19 protein-coding genes are annotated in these 20,305 nt (G+C 64.8%); 14 read left to right on the top strand and 5 right to left on the bottom strand.

Annotation, left to right across the window (positions count from 1 at the left end):
- The first annotated feature begins 151 nt into the window (after window positions 1-151).
- The 7 genes from DK261_RS28765 (at window position 152) to DK261_RS28735 (ending at window position 7,711) form a co-directional block, all read left to right on the top strand.
- The gene (locus DK261_RS28765) at window positions 152-820 is read left to right on the top strand and encodes a GntR family transcriptional regulator (protein WP_009048994.1); all 669 of its coding nucleotides are present in this window, start codon (window positions 152-154) and stop codon (window positions 818-820) included.
- Between the two features lie 82 nt (window positions 821-902).
- Window positions 903-1,727, top strand: coding sequence for an ABC transporter substrate-binding protein (locus DK261_RS28760; RefSeq protein WP_177411738.1), 825 nt, complete (start codon window positions 903-905; stop codon window positions 1,725-1,727).
- Window positions 1,728-1,738: 11 nt separating this feature from the next.
- Entirely contained in the window at window positions 1,739-2,506 is a 768-nt protein-coding gene (locus DK261_RS28755; RefSeq protein WP_028683948.1) for an amino acid ABC transporter permease, read from the top strand.
- Between the two features lie 2 nt (window positions 2,507-2,508).
- Window positions 2,509-3,288: an amino acid ABC transporter ATP-binding protein gene (locus DK261_RS28750; RefSeq protein WP_009048997.1), complete on the top strand. Its 780-nt coding sequence runs from the start codon at window positions 2,509-2,511 to the stop codon at window positions 3,286-3,288.
- Between the two features lie 32 nt (window positions 3,289-3,320).
- Window positions 3,321-4,931 carry a gamma-glutamyltransferase family protein gene (locus tag DK261_RS28745; RefSeq protein WP_009048998.1) on the top strand — a complete coding sequence of 537 codons (1,611 nt, stop codon included), beginning with the start codon at window positions 3,321-3,323 and terminating at the stop codon, window positions 4,929-4,931.
- A 125-nt stretch (window positions 4,932-5,056) separates the two neighbouring features.
- The gene (gene ppk2, locus DK261_RS28740; protein WP_009048999.1) at window positions 5,057-5,878 is read left to right on the top strand and encodes a polyphosphate kinase 2; all 822 of its coding nucleotides are present in this window, start codon (window positions 5,057-5,059) and stop codon (window positions 5,876-5,878) included.
- Between the two features lie 48 nt (window positions 5,879-5,926).
- Complete coding sequence (locus DK261_RS28735) at window positions 5,927-7,711, top strand: SulP family inorganic anion transporter (RefSeq protein WP_110177171.1); 1,785 nt, start codon at window positions 5,927-5,929, stop codon at window positions 7,709-7,711.
- A gap of 86 nt (window positions 7,712-7,797) precedes the next feature.
- Here DK261_RS28735 and DK261_RS28730 read toward each other — a convergent pair whose 3' ends face one another.
- A complete protein-coding gene (locus tag DK261_RS28730; protein WP_053269050.1) occupies window positions 7,798-8,457 on the bottom strand; it encodes an O-methyltransferase in 660 nt (219 codons plus the stop codon).
- Between the two features lie 129 nt (window positions 8,458-8,586).
- Here DK261_RS28730 and DK261_RS28725 point away from each other — a divergent pair, with 129 nt between their 5' ends.
- Window positions 8,587-9,225: a TetR family transcriptional regulator gene (locus DK261_RS28725; protein WP_110177170.1), complete on the top strand. Its 639-nt coding sequence runs from the start codon at window positions 8,587-8,589 to the stop codon at window positions 9,223-9,225.
- Window positions 9,226-9,311: 86 nt separating this feature from the next.
- Here DK261_RS28725 and DK261_RS28720 read toward each other — a convergent pair whose 3' ends face one another.
- Window positions 9,312-10,244, bottom strand: coding sequence for a universal stress protein (locus DK261_RS28720; RefSeq protein WP_110177168.1), 933 nt, complete (start codon window positions 10,242-10,244; stop codon window positions 9,312-9,314).
- Between the two features lie 264 nt (window positions 10,245-10,508).
- On the opposite strand from DK261_RS28720, the gene DK261_RS28715 reads away from it, so the two are divergent.
- From DK261_RS28715 to DK261_RS28700, 4 genes are all read left to right on the top strand, one after another.
- On the top strand, window positions 10,509-11,582 hold the full coding sequence (locus tag DK261_RS28715; RefSeq protein ID WP_016702960.1) for an NAD(P)-dependent alcohol dehydrogenase: 1,074 nt from the start codon (window positions 10,509-10,511) through the stop codon (window positions 11,580-11,582).
- Between the two features lie 41 nt (window positions 11,583-11,623).
- Window positions 11,624-11,866 carry a hypothetical protein gene (locus tag DK261_RS28710; RefSeq protein ID WP_016702961.1) on the top strand — a complete coding sequence of 81 codons (243 nt, stop codon included), beginning with the start codon at window positions 11,624-11,626 and terminating at the stop codon, window positions 11,864-11,866.
- Between the two features lie 42 nt (window positions 11,867-11,908).
- A complete protein-coding gene (locus DK261_RS28705) occupies window positions 11,909-13,147 on the top strand; it encodes a DUF4010 domain-containing protein (protein ID WP_016702962.1) in 1,239 nt (412 codons plus the stop codon).
- A gap of 106 nt (window positions 13,148-13,253) precedes the next feature.
- Window positions 13,254-14,171 (top strand): universal stress protein, encoded by a 918-nt coding sequence (locus DK261_RS28700; protein ID WP_110177166.1) that lies wholly within the window; start codon window positions 13,254-13,256, stop codon window positions 14,169-14,171.
- 55 nt (window positions 14,172-14,226) lie between these two features.
- On the opposite strand, the gene DK261_RS28695 is transcribed toward DK261_RS28700, so the two are convergent.
- A complete protein-coding gene (locus DK261_RS28695) occupies window positions 14,227-14,790 on the bottom strand; it encodes a GNAT family N-acetyltransferase (RefSeq protein WP_009049007.1) in 564 nt (187 codons plus the stop codon).
- Between the two features lie 228 nt (window positions 14,791-15,018).
- On the opposite strand from DK261_RS28695, the gene DK261_RS28690 reads away from it, so the two are divergent.
- Window positions 15,019-15,915: a universal stress protein gene (locus tag DK261_RS28690; RefSeq protein WP_009049008.1), complete on the top strand. Its 897-nt coding sequence runs from the start codon at window positions 15,019-15,021 to the stop codon at window positions 15,913-15,915.
- 12 nt (window positions 15,916-15,927) lie between these two features.
- Here the strand turns inward: DK261_RS28690 and DK261_RS28685 are convergent, their stop codons facing one another.
- Complete coding sequence (locus DK261_RS28685; protein ID WP_038632365.1) at window positions 15,928-16,911, bottom strand: zinc-dependent alcohol dehydrogenase family protein; 984 nt, start codon at window positions 16,909-16,911, stop codon at window positions 15,928-15,930.
- Window positions 16,912-16,935: 24 nt separating this feature from the next.
- The gene (fnr, locus tag DK261_RS28680; RefSeq protein WP_009049010.1) at window positions 16,936-17,682 is read right to left on the bottom strand and encodes a fumarate/nitrate reduction transcriptional regulator Fnr; all 747 of its coding nucleotides are present in this window, start codon (window positions 17,680-17,682) and stop codon (window positions 16,936-16,938) included.
- Window positions 17,683-17,926: 244 nt separating this feature from the next.
- On the opposite strand from fnr, the gene DK261_RS28675 reads away from it, so the two are divergent.
- Window positions 17,927-20,302: a phosphoketolase gene (locus DK261_RS28675; RefSeq protein WP_110177164.1), complete on the top strand. Its 2,376-nt coding sequence runs from the start codon at window positions 17,927-17,929 to the stop codon at window positions 20,300-20,302.
- Window positions 20,303-20,305 lie beyond the last annotated feature (3 nt).

Raw genomic sequence — 20,305 nt, 5'->3', positions numbered from 1 at the left:
TGTCGTGATCAGCAATTCTCTTCGCCAGCCTTTCTGATTAACCAAAAACCAACCGAATCAAGCACCTGCACAACGCGGCGGGTCCTTGGCACGCAATGTGCTGTTTTGGCTATATGGATAATTGGATACAAAAATACAAAAGGTGCCGCCGATGAAATTCGCCCCAGCCTATACCGAGCGCCAGCCCGTGACCGCGGAGGAGGAGGCCTACAACTTTCTGTTGGAAGCGATCTGCAAAGGGCGCTTCCGCACTGGCGAGCGGTTGATTGCCGAGGACATCGCCAGCGAAATCAACATGAGCCGCATGCCGGTGCGCGAAGCCTTCCGGCGCCTGGATGCCGATGGCCTGGTGACCTTGCGGCCCAATCGCGGGGCCATTGTCCGTGGCCTGAACATCGATGAAATGCGCGAAGTCTTCGAAATGCGTAGCGCCCTCGAAGGCCTGGCGATCCGCGTGGCGGTGGGCAAGATCACCGAGCGCCATTTCAGCCATCTGGAGCGCCTGCTCGATGAGATGGATGACTACCGCGAAGACGGCGCCGAGTGGGTCAGCCGCCATCGCGCCTTCCATGAATACCTGTGCAGCCTGAGCGAACGCCCGCGGCTGATGCGGCAGATCTCGGCGCTGTATTCGGTGATCGAGCCGCACATGCGCCTGTGGCTGCAACACGCCGACAAGCCCCGCAGCGCCCGTGACGAACACGCCTCGATCATTGCCGCGCTGCGTTCCGGCGACCCGGACAAGGCGGCGCAGGTGGTGTGCGAGCACATCGAAGGCACCATCCCGCGGCTGATCCAGTTCCTGGAGGCCCATCAGTAAAAAATCGCATTTCTTGCCGAGCGCTTAACGCCTGCCGTGAGCGCGATCCCCCCTTGCTACCCGACATGACTGGAGTAATGCCATGCACAAGCCTTGCGCGTCAGCTGCCGTTCTTACCTTGAGTCTATGTTTCCTGAATCTAGGTTGTCCCCAATGGGCGCAAGCCGCCCCCGAGTTGCCGGAGCGCTTGAGCAAGAGCGAGAAGATCGTCTACTGCTCCGGCATGGACTCGCCGCCGCTGGTGTCCTTCGACACGCAACAGAAACCGGTCGGGCTGCAGGTGGACATGGGCGAGGCGATTGCCCAGCGCCTGGGCGGCAAGCAAGTCGAGTGGCGCATCTCGCCTTTCGCCGGGTTGATCCCGGCGCTGCTGGCGCAGCAATGCGACATGATCGTCGACCAGTTGTTCGACAAGCCCGAGCGCCGGGAAGTGATCGACATCGTCAATTTCATGTACTCCAGCCAGTCGATCGTGGTGCCCAAGGGCAACCCGAAAGCGGTAAACAGCCTGGAGGACCTGTCCGGGCTCAAGGTGGCGGTGAGCAACGGTTCGACCATCCGCCTCCTGCTCGGCGCCGAGAACGACAAGCTGGTGGCGGCCGGCAAGCCACCGATGAAACTGGTGGTGTACAACGTCGACGCCGATGCCTTCCAGGCGCTGCGCATCAACCAGGTGGACGCTTTCGGCACCACGGTGGAATCCGCCGGGCACTATCAGCAACTGGCCCCGGACCTGTTCCAGTCGGCGGTGCCGGCGTTCAACCGGATCCTCACTGGCTTCGGCGTGCGTAAGCAGGACCCGCAACTGAGCGCGGCGCTGGGCACGATCCTGCAGGACATGCGCGCCGACGGCAGCTACGCCGCGTTGCTGGATAAATGGCATGTCGGCAGCGACAAACTGGACTGAGGGCAGGCTCGATGAACTTCAATTGGGACGTGTTCTGGCAGTACCTGTTGCTGCCCAGCGATGTCTACCTGACGGGGCTCGGGCTGACCTGCCTGATCAGCGTGTCGGCCATGCTCCTGGGCTGTGTGCTGGGGTTGCTGGCGGCGCTGATGAAGCTGTCGCGCAACCCGCTGTTGCAGTACCCGGTGCGCTTTTATGTGTGGCTGATGCGCGGCACGCCGCTGCTGGTGCAGATCGTGTTCCTGTACACGGCGCTGGCGGCCGGGGGGATTTTCCGCTTCGAGGACCTGGACCTGGGCTGGTTCGTGGTGCCGGGCAATATCCAGGCGGCGATCATCGCCCTGGGCCTCAACGAAGGCGCGTACATGGCCGAGATCATCCGCGCCGGCATCGGTGCGGTGGATAAAGGCCAGTACGAGGCCGGGCGCTCCCTGGGCATGACCTTCCCCAAGCTGATGCGGCGCATCGTGCTGCCCCAGGCGTTCCGGGTGATAGTCCCGCCACTGGGCAACGAGTTCAACGTGATGCTGAAGAACACCACCCTGGTCAGCGTCATCGGCGTGCAAGAGCTGTTGCTCAGTACCCAGATGGTCACCTCGGCGACCTTCCGGGTGTTCGAGCTGTACCTGGTGGTTGCTATCTACTTCCTGGCGTTGACCACGCTCTGGGGCTTTTTCCAGCGTTGGCTGGAGAGCCGTTTCGGCCAGTCCGAGCGGCCGGCGCCGGCGGCCAGCCGCCTGTTCGGGCGTAACACCATGAAGCTGCTGAGGGGGCGTTGAGCATGGCGCACATGAGTGAAGAACTGGTCATCGAAGCCCTGGATATTCATAAGTCCTTCGGCGACCTGGAGATCCTCAAGGGCATCTCCCTGCAAGTCCGGCGCGGCGAAGTGGTGGTGCTGATCGGCGCCTCCGGCTCGGGCAAGACCACCTTTATCCGCTGCATCAATCTGCTGGAAGACATCCAGGCCGGGCAGATCCGCGTCGCCGGCCAGCCCATGGGCTACCGCACGCGGGCCAATGGCAGCCTGGTGCGCGACTCGGAACGCAACATCGCCCGCCAGCGCCGGGACATCGGCATGGTGTTCCAGCGTTTCAACCTGTTCCCGCACATGACTGCCCTGGAAAACATCATCGAGGCACCGGTCCACGTGCTCGGCGTTCCGCGCGCCGCCGCGGAGCAACAGGCGCGGGCACTGCTCAAGCGGGTGGGGCTGGCGGAGAAGGCCGGCCACTATCCTTCAATGTTGTCTGGCGGCCAGCAGCAGCGGGTGGCGATCGCCCGGGCGCTGGCGATGAAACCCCAGGCGATGCTGTTCGACGAGCCGACCAGCGCCCTCGACCCGGAGACGGTGGGCGAAGTGCTGCAAGTGATGAAGGAACTGGCGGAGGAGGGCATGACCATGGTGGTGGTCACCCACGAAATGGGCTTTGCCCGCGAAGTGGCCGACCGGGTGGTGGTGCTCGACCAGGGTGAGCTGATCGAGCAGGGCCCGCCCGAGCAGATCTTCAGCCAGCCCCGCCACGCCCGGACCCGGGCCTTTCTCAGCCGGGTGTTGTGAACCCGAATCCTCAATCTTGTGTGAGTCTTGCCATGTTCAAATTTTCTGCCCACGAGTATCCCTACGCCTCCCAGCGGCAAAGCGTGTTCGCCAAGCGCGGCATGGTCGCGGCGTCCCAGCCATTGGCCGCCGAGGCCGGCATTGAAATCATGCGCCGCGGTGGCAACGCCATCGACGCCGCGATCGCCACGGCGGCGGCCTTGACCGTGGTCGAGCCCACCGGCTGCGGCATCGGTGGCGACGCCTTTGCCCTGGTCTGGACCCAGAACAAACTGCATGGCCTGAATGCCAACGGCGTGGCCCCCCAGGCCCTGAGCATCGAGGCGGTGAAAGCCGCCGGCCATGAACAGATGCCGTTGCACGGCTGGACGCCAGTGACGGTGCCGGGTTGCCCGTCAGCCTGGGCCGAGCTGTCCAAGCGTTTCGGCCGTCTGCCATTCGCCGACTTGCTGCAGCCCGCCATCAGCCTGGCGCACGACGGTTTCCCGGTGTCGCCGGTGGTTGCCCTGCAATGGCAAAGCGCGCTGGAGAACTTCACCCCGAGCCGCAACACCGTGCTCGACAGCTGGTTCGACACCTATCTGATCGACGGCCGGGCACCCCGGGCCGGGGAGATGTTTCGCAACCCCGCGCAAGCCCGGACCCTGGCGGAACTGGCCGCCAGCGGCTGCGAAAGTTTCTACCGGGGTGCCCTGGCGCAACGCCTGGACCAGCACTCGCGGGCCACCGGCGGTTACCTGCGCGCCAGCGACCTGCAGGATTACCGCGCGCAGTGGGTCGAGCCGATCAAGGTCAACTATCGCGGCGTGGACGTCTGGGAGATTCCACCGAGCGGCCAGGGCCTGGTGGTGCTGATGACCCTGAAGATCCTTGAAGGCTTCGACTTCGATCACCGCGACAGCCAGCAGACCTGGCACCGCCAGCTCGAGGCGATGAAGCTGGCCTACAGCGACGGTCTGCACTACATCACCGACCCCGCGCATATGCGGGTCGCGGTGGAGGATTTGCTCAGCGACCGCTATGCGGCCCGGCGCCGGGCGCAGATCGGCGAACAGGCGCAGGCCCCGCAGCCGGGCGACCCGCACGCCAGCGGCACGGTCTATCTGGCCAGCGCCGATGCCGAGGGCAACATGGTGTCGTTCATCCAGAGCAACTATCACGGTTTCGGTTCGGGCGTGGTGCTGCCCGACAGCGGCATCGCCCTGCAGAACCGCGGCGAAGAGTTCAGCCTCGATCCTGCGCACGCCAACTGCCTGGCGCCCGGCAAGAAGACCTTCCACACCATCATTCCGGGTTTCCTCAGCAAGGGCGGCGTGCCAATGGGGCCGTTTGGCGTGATGGGCGGCTACATGCAGCCCCAGGGGCATGTGCAGATGGTCATGAACCTGGTGGATTTCGGCCTCAACCCGCAGGCGGCCCTGGATGCGCCGCGCTGGCAATGGCTGGGCGGGCTGCAGGTGGGGATCGAACAGAACGCCTCGCGGGACATGAGCGCCGCCCTGGCGCGGCGCGGGCACGAGGTGCAGGTGGCCTGCGACCTGACCAGCTACGGGCGCGGGCAGATCATCCTGCGCGACCCGCAAAGCGGCGTGCTGTGCGGCGGCACCGAACCGCGCACGGATGCCCATATCGCGGTGTTTTGAGCCTGGGACGAGCGGGCGGGGGCGCTGGTCCTCGCCGCGCTCCCGGCCGGCCTGGGCAGCCCTGTGGATGGCGGATCATCGACTAGACTCACGCGATCTATAACGTCTGGCACGAGGTTCCGGTCATGGCAAAAAACAACAAGGGCGCCACCAAGGGCACTGCCGTTGAGCACGCGAAGCTGAGCAAAAAGGACTATGAGGACGAGTTGCGGCGGCTGCATGTCGAGCTGGTCAAGCTGCAGGAATGGGTGCGCGAAAAGGGCATCAAGATCTGCATCGTCTTCGAAGGGCGCGACGGCGCCGGCAAGGGCGGCACCATCAAGGCCCTGACCGAACGCCTGAGCCCGCGGGTGTTCCGGGTGGTGGCGCTGCCGGCGCCGACCGACCGCGAGAAAAGCCAGATGTACCTGCAACGCTACCTGCCGCACCTGCCCGCCGCGGGCGAAGTGGTGATCTTCGACCGCAGCTGGTACAACCGCGCGGGCGTCGAGCGGGTGATGGGCTTTTGCAGCGAAGAGCAGGCGGTCGCCTTCCTCAAGGCGGTGCCGCTGGTGGAGCGGGCGATCGTCGATTCGGGCGTGATCCTGCTCAAGTACTGGCTGGAAGTCAGCCCGGAAGAACAGACCCGCCGCCTCGAAGCGCGGATCAAGGATGGCCGCAAGATCTGGAAGCTGACGCCCATGGACGTCAAGTCATACAGCCGCTGGTATGACTACTCCCGCGCCCGCGACGAGATGTTCAAGGCCACCGACACCGAACATGGGCCCTGGCTGGTGGCCGACTCCAACGACAAGCGCCGCGCGCGCCTGAATATCATCTCCGACCTGCTCAGCCGCATTCCCTACAAGGAAGTGCCACGAGAGAAAGTGGTGTTGCCCAAACGCCAGAAGCCGGGCGGCTATCGGGCGTCGGACCATCCGCTGCGGCGGGTTCCACAGAAGTTCTGACCGGCGCCTCCAGGCACATCCGCACCGCACACAAAGGACCAGCGTTCCATGAACCACTCGGGTTCTCCACCGCCCGTCCCGGAGCCCGGCCGGATTGCCCGCCGGGATGCCGGCGCCGGGCACAACCGCTGGAGCCGCTGGCTGCCCGGGCTGCGCATGCTGCAGGACTACCGGATGGCCTGGTTGCGCCACGACTTCGAAGCCGGGCTGGTGCTGACCACGGTGCTGGTGCCTGTCGGCATCGCCTACGCGGTGGCGTCGGGCCTGCCCGGCATCTATGGCCTCTACGCGACCATAGTTTCGTTGCTCGCCTATGCACTGTTCGGGCCCAGCCGGATCCTGGTGCTGGGGCCGGATTCGTCGCTGGCCGCGGTGATTCTCGCCGTGGTCCTGCCATTGTCCGGCGGCGACCCGCAGCGCGCGGTGGCCCTGGCGGGGATGATGGCCATCGTGGCCGGGGCGGTGTGCGTCCTGGCCGGCATCGCGCGCCTGGGGTTTGTCACTGAATTGCTGTCCAAGCCGATCCGCTACGGCTACATGAACGGCATCGCGCTGACGGTGTTGATCAGCCAGTTGCCGAAGTTCTTCGGCTTTTCGGTCGAGGCCGACGGGCCGCTGAGCAACCTGTGGGCCATCGTCACCGCGATACTGGAGGGCAAGACCAACTGGACCGCCTGCCTGGTCGGCGCCGCGACCCTGGGGGTGATCCTGCTGTTCAAGGACAGCAAGCGTGTGCCGGGGATCCTGATCGCCGTCACCGCCGCGACAGTCGCCGTCGCCGCGCTGGACCTGGCGGCAAACTCCGGCGTGTCGGTCCTCGGCAAGCTGCCACAGGGCCTGCCGGCGTTCGCCATCCCCTGGATCACCCGCGCCGATATCGGCCCGGTGCTGATCGGCGGTTGCGCGGTGGCCCTGGTTTCGTTCGCCGATACCAGCGTGCTTTCGCGGGTCTACGCGGCGCGGACCCGCAGCTATGTCGATCCGAACCAGGAGATGGTCGGGCTTGGCGTCGCCAACCTGGCGGCCGGTCTTTTCCAGGGCTTTGCCATCAGCAGCAGTTCCTCGCGCACCCCCGTGGCCGAGGCCGCCGGCGCCAGAACCCAGTTGACCGGGGTCGTCGGCGCGCTGGCCGTGGCCTTGCTGCTGATGCTGGCGCCGGACCTGCTGGAGGACCTGCCCATCAGCGCCCTGGCCGCGGTGGTGATCGCATCGGCCATCGGCCTGATCGAAATCCGCGACCTGCGGCGGATTTACCGCATCCAGCGCTGGGAGTGCTGGCTCTCCATCGTCTGCACCGTCGGCGTGGCCGTGCTGGGCGCGATCGAAGGCATCGGCCTGGCCATCGTGATTGCCGTCATCGAGTTCCTGTGGGATGGCTGGCGCCCTTACTCGGCGGTCCTGGGACGGGCGGAAGGGATCAAGGGCTATCACGACATCACGCGTTATCCCGATGCGCGCCTGATCCCCGGCGTGGTGCTGTTTCGTTGGGATGCACCGTTGTTCTTCGCCAACGCCGAGCTGTTCCACGACCGGGTGCTGGACGCCGTGGCGGCCTCGCCGACACCGGTGCGCTGGCTGGTGGTGGCGGCGGAACCGGTGACCAGCGTCGACGTGACGTCCGCCGACATGCTGGCGGAACTGGACGATACCCTGCACCAGGCCGGCATCAAGCTGTGCGTGGCGCAGATGAAAGACCCGGTCAAGGACAAGCTCAAGCGGTTCGGCCTGTTCGCACGGTTTGGCGAAGCGGCGTTCTTCCCGACCATAGGCGATGCCGTCGACAGCTACCTCGCGCTGTATCCGTCGGAGGAGGAAGGGCGCGAGGATCGCTGAGCGGCAGGGTCGAGGTTCAAGGGCATGGCAAGGTCGCAGGTGATCAGCCCCCGGCCCTGCTCAGGACCTCGTCTTCCAGGGGCGACTCAGCCGAGCCGCATCGACAGTTCCACGTCGTCGCTGAAGGGCACGGACAGATAGCCGCTGCCGGGCGAACGGACCCGGGCCAGGTAGTCCGGGCAGTAGTCCGTGTTGTCGGCGACGATCAGCGCGCCCGGGCGCAGGCGGCTTTCGACCAGGGCCAGGATATCGGCATACAGCGCCTTGGCGCCGTCGAGCAGGAGCAGGTCGATGGATTCCGGAAGGTCGACCGCCAGGGTCTTCAGCGCGTCGCCCTCGCGGATCTCCACCAGGTCAGCCAGGCCGCCTTCGAGCAGGTGCTGGCGCGCCCGTTGCACCTTGGACGCCTCGAACTCGCTGCCGATCAGGCGGCCGCCGCCGTTGTCGCGGAGGGCCGCGGCCAGGTGCAGGGTCGAAATGCCGAACGAGGTGCCGAATTCGACGATGTGCCGGGCCCGGGTGCTGCGCGCCAGCATGTACAGCAGCCCGCCGGTGTCGCGTGAAACCGGCAGCCAGAGGTCTTTCAGGCGGCCATAGAAATCCAGGTATTCGGTCTTGCTGTGCATCAGGCGCTCGCGTTCTTCGCGGGAGATGCCGGCGACGGCCGGGCTGGTTGCCGTATGGGCCTGGTCGAACAGGCGATTGAGCAAGGGCGCGAGCGGGGAAGTAGTCAGTGTGCTGGTCATGGGGGTATCCCTTCCAAAATTGACGCCTGGCGGCGCGTGGCTAAAATGCGATCAATTCGTCGCATTTAGAGGATATGAGCAAGTGCCCCCACCCGCTATTCGCATTGGCTCCGGCCCCGTGGGGCCGTCATGAGCAATCGCCGGACCCCGCAGGTTTCCTCGCGAAAAGCCCCTAAACAGGCGCGCTCGACGGAGCTGGTCGCGGCGATCCTGGAAGCCGCTACTCAGGTTTTGGCCAGGGAAGGCGCGCAGCGTTTCACCACCGCGCGGGTGGCCGAGAAGGCCGGCGTCAGCATCGGTTCGCTGTACCAATACTTCCCGAACAAGGCGGCGATCCTGTTCCGGTTGCAAAGTGATGAGTGGCAACAGACCACGCAGATGCTGCGCAGCATCCTCGAAGACCTTGGCAAAGCCCCGCTGGAACGGTTGCGCGTGCTGGTCCGGGTGTTTATCCAGTCCGAGTGCGAGGAAGCCAGGATGCGCGTGGCGCTCAACGACGCCGCGCCGCTGTATCGCCACGCCCCCGAAGCGCAGGCCGTGAAGGCGCAAGGAGAGAGGATCTTCCAGGCTTTCATGGAAGAGGCGCTGCCCGACGCACCGCAGGCAACCCGCGCCCTGGCTGCCGACTTGATCACCACCACGCTCAGCAGCGTAGGCAAGGACTTTTCAGAAAGCCCGCGCAGCGCCGCAGAGATCCAGACCTACGCCGACGCGATGGCAGACATGTTCTGCGCCTACCTCACGCAAGTGGCGCGCGGTGCTGGCTGACCGGTACAGGCCGCGAGGTTGCCGGGCGCCCCGGGCGGCGTTCGATGCCGGCCAGGCGCGCGGGGCAGGCCTTCTGAAAAGGCGTTTTATTCAGCCGTCAGCACCTCGGGCGAAACCACCCATACGCTGCAAGGCATCTTGTACAGCAACTGCTCTGTCGTGCTGCCGATCAGGCGCCCCAGGCCGCCACGATGACCGACCCTGCCCATGACAATCACGTCGACGTCATAGGCGTCTGCGTAGCTGGTCAGGACCTTGGCCGGGTTGCCCATGATCATGTGCTGGCGTTCCGCTGGAATGCCGTTGCGTTCGGCCAGTTCGTTGAAGGCGGCGCCCTGTGCGTCGAACAGGGTCTTGACTTTGCTGGACGAGAAAAACGTCGAGCTCTGGTCGAAGTTGAATTCGTCCGCGTCGATGGAAGACAGGTCATGGGCATAGATCACGTCGAGTTCGGCGTTACAGGCGCTGGCCAGTTTCGAGGCTTCATGCAGTATCCGGTCGTTGAAGTCCTGGTACTGACCATCGCGATGGAACGGGTCGACCGCTGCGACGATCTTGCGTGGCAACGCATGCTGTAGATGGCTGACAAAATGCAGGGGCACCGGGCACTCGCGCAGCAGGTGGATATCCAGGGGGGTGAAGAACACCCGCGACAGCCGCGATTGATGCTCCAGGGCCTTGATCAGCAGGGCCATGGGCTGTTCCTTGAGGTGCGTCAGGATCTCCTGCAGCGGGTTTTGCACCCACACCACTTCAGTGGTGACGGTGACACCCAGTTTGCGCATCGGGCGGGCCTGCTCTTCAAGCCATTGACGATGGCGCTCGACGTAGCCCAGGCGCATCTGCTCCAGGGCCTGTTCGTTGACCAGGCTGGCCGTGGCCAGACCCTCCAGGTAGTCGAAGGCGACGATGTGCAGGGCTGCATCTTCGGCCCTGGCCAGCGCGGCGGCCCGATCGAAGGCCGGACTGTTCTCCATCAGTGGCGAGGCGACCAGCATGAAACGTGCTTGCTCGGACATGACAAATCTCCCGTGGGTAGTTGCAGGTATCGGCAACGATGCGTCTTCGGTCGTGAAACCTTGCCCCGATCCTGCCTCTGGCCGGTGGCGCGCGCTTGATCTGTATCAACCCGTCCGGTCGTGGAGCAGGCCGGCAGACGTGTGGTTGGGCGCAAAGGGCTCCATCGATGAATTGTTGATCATGATCAACCCCAGGGCCTTCCTTCCGGCGCAGCCTGAACGTCTTGCTGGACTCTAGAGCGGGCACCGGACCGGAGAATCGTCATGGCCACCATGAAAGCGGCAATTTTCGTTGAAAAGAACCGGATCGTGCTCGATGAAAAGCCGATCCCCGAAGTGGGCCCGCTGGATGCCCTGGTGCGTATCACCACGACGACGATCTGCGGCACCGACGTGCACATCCTGCGTGGCGAGTACCCGGTGGCCAAGGGCCTGACCATCGGTCATGAACCGGTGGGCATCATCGAGCGGCTGGGCTCGCAGGTGCGCGGCTTTACCGAGGGGCAGCGGGTGATTGCCGGGGCCATCACGCCCAGCGGGCAAAGCTATGCCTGCTTGTGCGGCTGCGCTTCCCAGGACGGCCCGGACACCCGTCATGGCTTTCGCGCCATCGGTGGCTGGAAGTTCGGCAACATCATCGACGGTTGCCAGGCCGAGTACGTATTGGTACCGGATGCCCTGGCCAACCTGTGCCCGATCCCCGACGGCCTCAGCGACGAACAGGTGCTGATGTGCCCCGATATCATGTCCACCGGGTTTTCCGGGGCCGAACGTGGCGAGGTCAATATCGGCGACACCGTCGCGGTATTCGCCCTGGGCCCGATCGGCCTCTGCGCGGTGGCCGGTGCGCGGCTCAAAGGCGCCAGCCAGATCATCGGCGTGGATGCCGTGGCCGAGCGCATGACGGTGGCCAAACGCTTGGGGGCGACCCAGGTGGTCAACTTCAGGGACGGCAACGTGGTCGAGCAGATCATGGCGCTCACCGATGGCCGTGGCGTCGACGTGGCCATCGAAGCCCTGGGCACCCAGGGCACCTTTGAGTCCGCCTTGCGCGTGCTGCGGCCCGGCGGGCGGTTGTCCAGCCTCGGCGTGTATTCCAGCGACCTGCACATCCCGCTCGACGCCTTCGCCGCCGGGCTGGGCGACTACAGCATCGTCAGCACCCTGTGCCCCGGCGGCAAGGAACGCATGCGTCGCTTGATGGCAGTGGTGCAAAGCGGCGGGGTCGACCTGTCGCCGCTGGTGACCCACCGCTTCAGGCTCGACGATATCGAAGCCGCCTATGAGCTGTTCGCTCACCAGCGGGACGGGGTCATGAAGGTCGCGATTACCCCGTGATACCGGGGCGGTTGACGTTCGTGTTTGCGCGGAGGTGATCGATGATCATCGACATTACAGAAAAACCGGCAGGCCACGGCTGGGTGGTGCACATGGATGCCCTGGAAGTGGACTTCGACAGCCTGGAAGCCGCAACGGCCTTCGTCGGTCAACTCAGGGCGCGCATCGATGCGCCGCATGCCTGGCCGGCCAGCCCTGGCCAGACGAGGGATGCCCCTCGGGCCGCCGGCAACCGATCCGCCCCGACGACCAGCAAGGGAGCCTGCCCAGGCCTGGTGAAGTGACCCTCGTGGCCAGGGCGGCAGGTTCATCCGGATGGAGGTTCTATGAGTGCGACCCTTGGCCTGGAGGGCGCGGCGGCTGCGCTGGGCATCGGCCTGCTTATCGGCCTGGAGCGCGAGCGGCACAAGGGGCGAGGAGACAGCCGTGCCTGTGCCGGGTTGCGCACATTCGCCATTACCGCGCTGCTGGGGTACGTGGCCATGCAGGTCGGTGGTGGCCTGCTGCTGGGGATCATGGCGATCTGCCTGGCCATGCTGGTCACCGTGGCGTATTGGCGAAGCCTGGGCAGCGACCCGGGCGTGACCAGCGAAGTGGCGTTGCTCACGGTACTGGCGCTGGGGGCGATGTGCGGTACGGCGCCGGAACTGGCGATTGCCATTGGCGTGGTGATGGGCGGGCTGCTGGCCTATCGACAAAAGTTGCATCACTTCGCCCGCAGCCAACTGAGCGAAGCGGAAATGCGCGACGGCCTGGTACTGCTGATCGCCGCGCTGGTGGTGTTGCCGCTGGCGCCGGATCGTTACATCGGGCCTTATGCCGCGATCAATTTGCGCACCATCTGCACCCTGACCGTGTTGCTGATGGCCGTGGGCGCGATAGGCCATATCGCCGTCCGTAACCTGGGCACGCGTTACGGTTATGCGATCAGTGCCATCGCCTCGGGGTTCGCCTCCAGCACGGTGACCATCGCCGCCATGGGGCATATCGCTGCCAAGGAACCGGACAGCATCAAGGTCCTGGGCGCGGCGGCGTTGCTCTCCAACCTGGCCACCCTGACCCAGGTGGGCCTGATCCTCGGCGCGGTCGATACCGGTCTGCTGGGGCCGATGTGGGGGCCGCTGTTCGCCGGTGCGGCCGCCACGGCATTGTATGGCCTGTGCCTGATGTTTCCCGCACCCGCCCAGGGCACCCGCCAGCCGATCAAGGTCGGCGGCGCGTTCAACCTCAAGCTGGCCTTGCTCGTCACGCTGGCCATGACCGCTATTACTTTCCTGTCGTCGGTGATGTTGAGCCACTTTGGCGAAGTAGGGGTGATGGTCACGGCGACCCTCAGCGGTTTCGCCGACGCCCATTCCTCGACGGCGTCGATAGCCTCCCTGGCCAAATCCGGCCAGTTGCCGTTCCAGGCCATCGCCACGCCGGTGCTGATCGTGGTCAGCAGCAATTCCCTGAGCAAATGCCTGGTGGCCTGGGTCAGCGGCGGGCACCGCTTCGCCGCTTATGTCATTCCCGGCCAGGTACTGCTGACGTTGGCGATGTGGGCCGGCATCTGGTTGTACTGAAGCCTGTCGCTTCGGGTAGCTGACAAAGATCAAGTCACCCGGTCCTGAAACCTTCAATCTGCAATTCCAGCCAGGGTTTTTAGACGACCGCGTGCCGAGGTGCCTTATGTCACAGACTCAGCGTTTACTGCTCATTGCCCCGCCAGCCATGAACCGGACGCCAGCGTTCGACCGCGCCGCGGCGCTGGCTCGGGCGATGCAATTGCCCTTGCATATCGTGGCCTTCGATTATCTGCAGGCGCTGGCGGTGGCCGGCCTGTTCGCGCCCGAACAGATCGCCCAGGCCCGGGACGGGTACCTGCAAAACCATCGGCAATGGCTTGACGAGCAAGCTCGCTCGATGAGCGAACAGGGCATCGAGGTCACCAGCGAAGTGGTCTGGGTGCACCGCCCGTTCGAAGAAATCCTGCACTTGGTCAATGAGATGCCCCTGGCCCTGATCGTCAAGGATGCCGAAGAAGAGCCGGCCTTGAAGCGCGTGTTCTTCACCCCGCTGGATTGGCAGCTGCTACGGGATTGTCCGGTGCCGGTGCACCTGGTGACCAATGCCTTCAACCCGCGGCCACGCAATGTGCTGGCCATCGTCGATGTGCTGCGCAGCGACGAGCAGGACAAGGTGTTCAATGACCAGATTATCGATGCCGCGGTAAAGCTGGCCGGGCAATGTGCCGCCGGACTCGAGCTGGTGCATGTGTATGACTGGGCCGCGGTGTATGCCCAGGACATGGGGGTTGGCGTGCTGCCGTTGAGCGCCGGGATCTACGAAGTGTTGGGCGAGGCGCAATTCGAGGCATTCGCGGCACTGGCCGAACGCCATGGCGTGCCGCCGGAGCGTCGCCACTTCATCGAGGGTACGCCGCTGTCGTGCATCTGTGATTTCGCGATTGCCCACCGCACTGACGTCATTGTCATGGGAACCGTGCGGCACAAGGGATTGAAAAAACTCTTGGGCAGCACCGCCGAGCAACTTTTGCATCGGACACCTTGCAGTGTGCTGGCAATAAAACCGGACAAGAGGCTGTAATCGAGGGTGAGTCGCCCCTGGCGGACCGCTGGCCGGCACGCCAAGGGCGGCGGTTTTACAGATGGAGGCGATGGATGACCTGGCGGCTGTCGTCGGGATCGTGACTGCGTTCGAAACCCAGGGCCTTGGCCAGGTCGCGCATGGGCGCATTGCTGGCGGCGTCGATCGAATACATCTGGCGAAAGCCGTTCTGGCGGGCCGCCTTGATCAGGTGCTCCATCAACAAGGTGCCCAGGCCCAGCTGCGTCCATTCGTCGGCGACGGTCACCGCGCATTCGCATTCGTGCTCGCCCGTGGCGGCGTAGCGGCTGATGCCGATCTCGATCAGTTGTCCGTTATCGTGAGCCAGCGCGACGTAGGCCATGCGCTGCTTGCCGTCGGTGTTCATCAACTGATCGAGCAAGGCGCCACTGGGGTCGCTGATCTGGGCAAGAAAGCGCATGTGCCTGGATTCGGGAGACAGGCGCTTGATAAAGGCGTACTCCCGCTCGCGGTCCTTTTCCGCCAGAGGCCGGATCAGCACATGACGGCCGTCCCTCAGCGCTTCGATCCAGTGTTCTCCGGGGACCGCGGCGTAGACGCCGGCGGCCCGTTCGTTGTGGTCTTTGACAGTGAGCATGATGGGGTTCTCCATACGGCCGCAGGGGCGTGTGCGGCAGGGCGCACACGCGGTTTGTTCGGTTTTATTTACCCTGCTGACAGCACGCGGATCTGATCTGGATCAGACACAGGCGACAGGCCTCGTTCATTGATCGGCACCTGATGTAAATCAAACCGCGCATCGGGGGACAAGGCGCACTCTTGGCGCATGCCGGCCTGTTCGACCGGTGCCTGAGCGAGGTGTGTGATGGGGCATTACCAACATTTGCTGCTGATCGCCGATCCAACCCTGCATCAGTCGCCTGCCTCGCTGCGGGCGGTTGCGCTGGCCAAGGCCAGCGGGGCTGCGCTGCATGTACGTGCCTTCGCCGAGCCAGCACCGGTCGTGCGCTTGTGGGAAGAGAAGATCGACGAGGCGGGTTATCAGCGTTATATGCGGCGCCATCGCCGCTGGGTGGCCGAAGAGACCCAGCGGCTCGGCGACCTGGGGCTGGAGGCGACCGTCGACGTGCTGTTCACCACCCATCCGCTGCTGGACATCCTGAAGACGGTCGAGGAGCTCGGCCCCGACCTGCTGATCAAGGACGCCAGCCTGGAACCGCTGCTCAAGCGGGTGTTCATCACGCCGCTCGATTGTCATTTGCTGCGTGAGTGCCCGGTCCCCGTGCACCTGGTCAATCAGGCCCGCTACGGGTTGCCGCACCGGGTCGTGGCGGCGGTGGATCCATTCGATCCATCGACACAGATCAGCGGCCTGAACGACACCATCATCCAGACCGCCAATGCCCTGGCCCTGCAATGCGATGCGCCACTGCACCTGCTGTACGCCTATGACCTGTCGCCGGCGTTCAATGGCGATGCACCGCTGGTCAGCGGTGGCTGGGGCATGGACGTCGTCGAAGAGCTGCGTGAGTCCCTGCACCAGGCGTTTGTCACCCTGGCGGAGCGCTACGCCATCCCGCCGGAGCGCCGGCACTTCGTCCCGGGCCCGCCGGTGCCGGCGATCGGTGACTTCGTCGAGCAGTACCTGGCCGATGTGGTGGTGATGGGGACTGTGCATCGGCTGGGGATTGACCGCTTGATCGGCAGCAATACCGAGCGGGCGCTGTATTCGGTGCCGGGCAGTATCCTGGCGGTCAGATGAACGGCTCGGGCGTCACGGGGTGAGCACGATTGCACCGTTGAACTGACCGGCCCGCAGATGCTCCAGTGCCTGGTTGGCATCGTCCAGGGCGAAGCAGGTGACGTCGCAGTGAACCGGGGTGTGCTGCAATTCTGCGAAGAACGCGATGCCGTCTTCGCGGGTCAGGTTGGCCACCGAGCGCACGCTGCGTTCGCCCCAGAGCAGTCGATAAGGGAATGCCGGGATGTCGCTCATGTGGATGCCGGCGCAGACCACGCAGCCGCCCTTGGCCGTGACGGCCAGCGCCAGCGGCACCAGCGGGCCGACGGGGGCGAAGATCAGGCTGGCGTCGAGCGGGTGCGGCGGGGGCTGGTCCGAGGGGCCGGCCCAGCAGGCCCCCAGCGACCGGGCATAGTCCTGGCCCGCGTGGTCATCGGGTCGGGTGAAGGCATACACCTGCTGCCCACGCCCCAGCGCCACCTGGATCGCCAGGTGCGCTGCCGCGCCGAAACCGTAGAGGCCCAGGTGCCGTGCGTTGCCAGCCATGCGCAAGGCGCGAAAACCGATCAGCCCGGCACACAGCAACGGTGCGGCCTGGGTGGCCGAGAGCGCTTCGGGAAGCGGCAGGCAGAAACGGGCGTCGGCGAGGGTGTAGTCGGCGTAGCCGCCGTCCAGGTGACAGCCGGTAAATTGCGCCTGGTCGCACAGGTTTTCCCGGCCCGTGCGGCAGAACTCGCATTCGCCGCAGGTCCAGCCGAGCCAGGGCACGCCCACCCGCTGGCCGATCCAGTCCGGCGCGACGTCGGCGCCCACCGCGGTCACCTGGCCAACGATTTCGTGGCCCGGCACCCGTGGCAGCACCGCCTGGGGCAACTCGCCATCGACCAGGTGCAGGTCGGTGCGGCAGACGCCGCAGGCCAGGACTTTGATCAGCAGTTGCTGGGGGCCGGGTGCCGGGACCGGGCGTTCTTCCCGGCGCAGCGGCTCGCCGGGGATATGCAGGACCATGGCGCGCATGATGGTTTTCCACGCTTCCAGGGATCAGCGCGGGGCTGAACGGTGGCAACCTGCGACCAATTGCTTGAGCCCCTCCATGTTCAGGACCTTGACTTCCCGGCCGGAAATTTCCACCAGCCCCTGGTCCCGCAGGTGCGCGATGCCGCGGCAGATGGTTTCCAGTCTCAGCCCCAGGTAGGAGCCGATCTCCTCGCGGCGCATCTTCAGGATGAAGTCCCTGGACGAGTAGCCACGCTGGCTCAGGCGTTGCGACAGGTTCAGCAGGAAGGCCGCCAGGCGTTCGTCGGAGTTCATGTTGCCCAGCATCATCAGCATGTCGTGATCGCGCACGATCTCGCGGCTGAGGATCCGGTTCAGGTTGTGCTGCAGCGACGGCAGCTCCAGGGCGAGCTTTTCCAGGTGGGCAAAATGGATAGGGCAGACTTCGCTGTCTTCGAGGGCCAGCGCGTTACAGGTGTGCATGTCGCTGCTGATGGCGTCCAGGCCAAGCATTTCGCCCGGCATCTGGAAGCCGGTGACCTGCTCGCGCCCATCGAGTGAAAGCACGCTGGTCTTGAACGAGCCGATACGCACGGCATACAGCGAGCGCAATGGATCGCCGGCGCGATAGAGGGCGGCGCCTTTCCTGACCTTGAACCGTTGCACGATCAGGGTGTCCAGGCGCTCGATTTCGTGCCCGGTCAGGCCAAGCGGCAGGCACAGCTCCAGGACGCTGCAGTTGGCACAGGCAGTCTTGAGATGATGGTTCGGGTGCGTCCGGGCGTCCGGCATGCCATAAGACCCCTCTATCGGTTGGTAAAGCATAGTCCTTGAACCTCGCTAGGGCGGGCCGTCCGGCTGCTGGCAAAAAGCAGGCGACGAGTGGAAGGGCCTGGTCAAGACGGCGTCGATGGAACGATGGCTTATTCAGCTTCAATGGCTTCATCGGTGCTTGATGTAAATCAAGTCCTGAGCGTTCCAGGCTCCCAGAATCGATGCATGTTGATCGGTGGGCCGGGCCCTGGCGGAGAACTTCATGAGCGGTTTCCTGAGTGCGGAACAACTGGAGACGCTGGATGCCTACTGGCGGGCCTCCAATTACCTGGCGGTCGGGCAGATCTACCTCAAGGACAACCCGCTGCTGAGGACGCCGCTGGCCCTGGCTCATATCAAGCCGCGGCTACTGGGGCACTGGGGCACCACGCCGGGGCTCAACCTCATCTACACGCACCTCAACCGGCTGATCAACCAGTACGACCTGAACATGATCTTTGTCGCCGGCCCCGGTCATGGCGGGCCGGCTGTCGTGGCCCAGACCTACCTGGAAGGCACCTACACCGAGCTCAATCCGGAGGTGGGGCGCAACGCCAGCGGCCTGAGCCGCCTGTTCAGGCAGTTTTCCTGGCCATACGGGATCTCCAGCCACGTTTCGGCGCAGATTCCAGGGTCGATCCATGAAGGCGGCGAGCTGGGTTATAGCCTGGCCCATGCCTACGGCGCCGCCTTCGATAATCCGGACCTGATCGTGGCCTGTGTCATCGGCGATGGCGAGGCGGAAACGGCAACGCTGGCGGCCAGCTGGCATTCCAACAAGTTCCTCAACCCGGCGCGCGACGGCGCGGTGTTGCCGATCCTGCACCTCAATGGCCACAAGATCGCCAATCCGGCGCTGCTCTCCAGGATCAGCGAGGACGAGCTGTCGGCCCTGATGTATGGCTATGGCTACGACCCGTATTTCGTCGAAGGCGATGACCCGATGGAGGTGCACCAGGCGCTGGCCAGGACACTGGACACGGTGCTGCAGGAAATTCGCGAGATCCAGCGCATCGCCCGCCGCAATACCCAGGACCAGGCTCCGGAGCGGCCTCTGTGGCCCATGCTGGTGTTACGCACCCCCAAGGGCTGGACCGGGCCGAAATTCGTCGACGGCCATCGGGTCGAGGGTACCTGCCGTGCGCATCAGGTGCCCCTGGCCGATTTCCAGCAGCCGCTGCACCTGCGCCAGCTCGAGGAGTGGCTCAACAGCTACCGTCCCGACGAGCTGTTCGATGCCAACGGTGCCTTGCTGCCCGAGCTTGCCGCACTGGCGCCCACCGGACACCGGCGCATGAGCGCCAACCCCCATGCCAATGGCGGCGTGTTGTTGCGGTCGCTGGATCTGCCACGGTTCGCCGACTACGCCGTGCCGCTCGCGGCGCCGGGCTGCCTGCGGGCAGAGGCCACCCGCGTGCTGGGCAGGTTCTTGCGCGACGTGATGAAAAACAGTCTGCTGTCGCGTAACTTTCGCCTGTTCGGCCCGGATGAAACGGCCTCGAACCGGCTGGACGCGGTCTATGAGGTCAGTGCCAAGGCCTGGATGGATCCACAAGAGCCCGATGACAGCCACCTGGCGGCTGACGGTCGGGTGATGGAAATCCTCAGCGAACAGGTCTGTGAAGGCTGGCTCGAGGGCTACCTGCTGACGGGGCGGCACGGCCTGCTGTCCTGCTACGAGGCGTTCATTCATATCGTCGATTCGATGGTCAATCAGCACGCCAAATGGCTGAAAACCGCCGCCGAGGTGCCGTGGCGCAAACCCGTGGCCTCGCTCAACTATCTGCTGACTTCCCATGTCTGGCGCCAGGACCACAACGGCTTCTCCCACCAGGACCCGGGGTTCATCGACCTGCTGGCGAACAAAAAGGCCGATATTGCGCGAATCTATCTGCCACCCGACGCCAATTGCCTGTTGTCGGTAGCCGATCACTGCTTGCGCAGCCGCAACTACATCAACGTCATCGTGGCCGGCAAGCAACCGGAGTGGCAGTGGCTGGATATCGATGCGGCCATCCGCCATTGCCAGGCCGGGATCGGTCGATGGGACTGGGCCAGCCGGGATGACCAGGACCCCGACGTGGTGATGGCCTGCGCCGGCGATGTGCCGACCCTGGAGACCCTGGCCGCCGTTACCCTGCTGCGCGAGTACGTTCCGGACCTGCGGGTGAGGGTGGTGAATGTCGTCGACCTGATGGTGCTGCAGCCCTCATACCAGCACCCCCATGGTTTGCCGGACAGCGCCTTCGAGGAGCTGTTTACCCTCGACCAGCCGGTGATCTTCGCGTTCCACGGTTACCCGGCGCTGATCCACAGGTTGCTGTACAAGCGAAACAATCCCGAGCGTTTCCATGTGCGTGGTTTCAAGGAGGAGGGCGCGACCACCACCCCGTTCGACATGGCGGTGATCAACAACCTGGATCGTTACCAGCTGGCGCTGGACGTGATCGAGCGGGTACCCCGGCTGCATGATCAGTTGCAGCTGGCGCGGTCGCGCTACTGGTCGACCCTGGAAAAACACAAGCTCTACCTCATCGAACACGGTCAGGACATGCCCGAGGTGCTGAACTGGCAATGGACGCCCGCGACCGGTACTTGAGTG

Source organism: Pseudomonas sp. RW409 (genome assembly GCF_003184125.1).
GTDB lineage: Bacteria > Pseudomonadota > Gammaproteobacteria > Pseudomonadales > Pseudomonadaceae > Aquipseudomonas > Aquipseudomonas chlororaphis_I.
The sequence above is the reverse complement of the archived record's forward strand: the minus strand, read 5'-3'. Positions and strand labels throughout refer to the sequence as shown.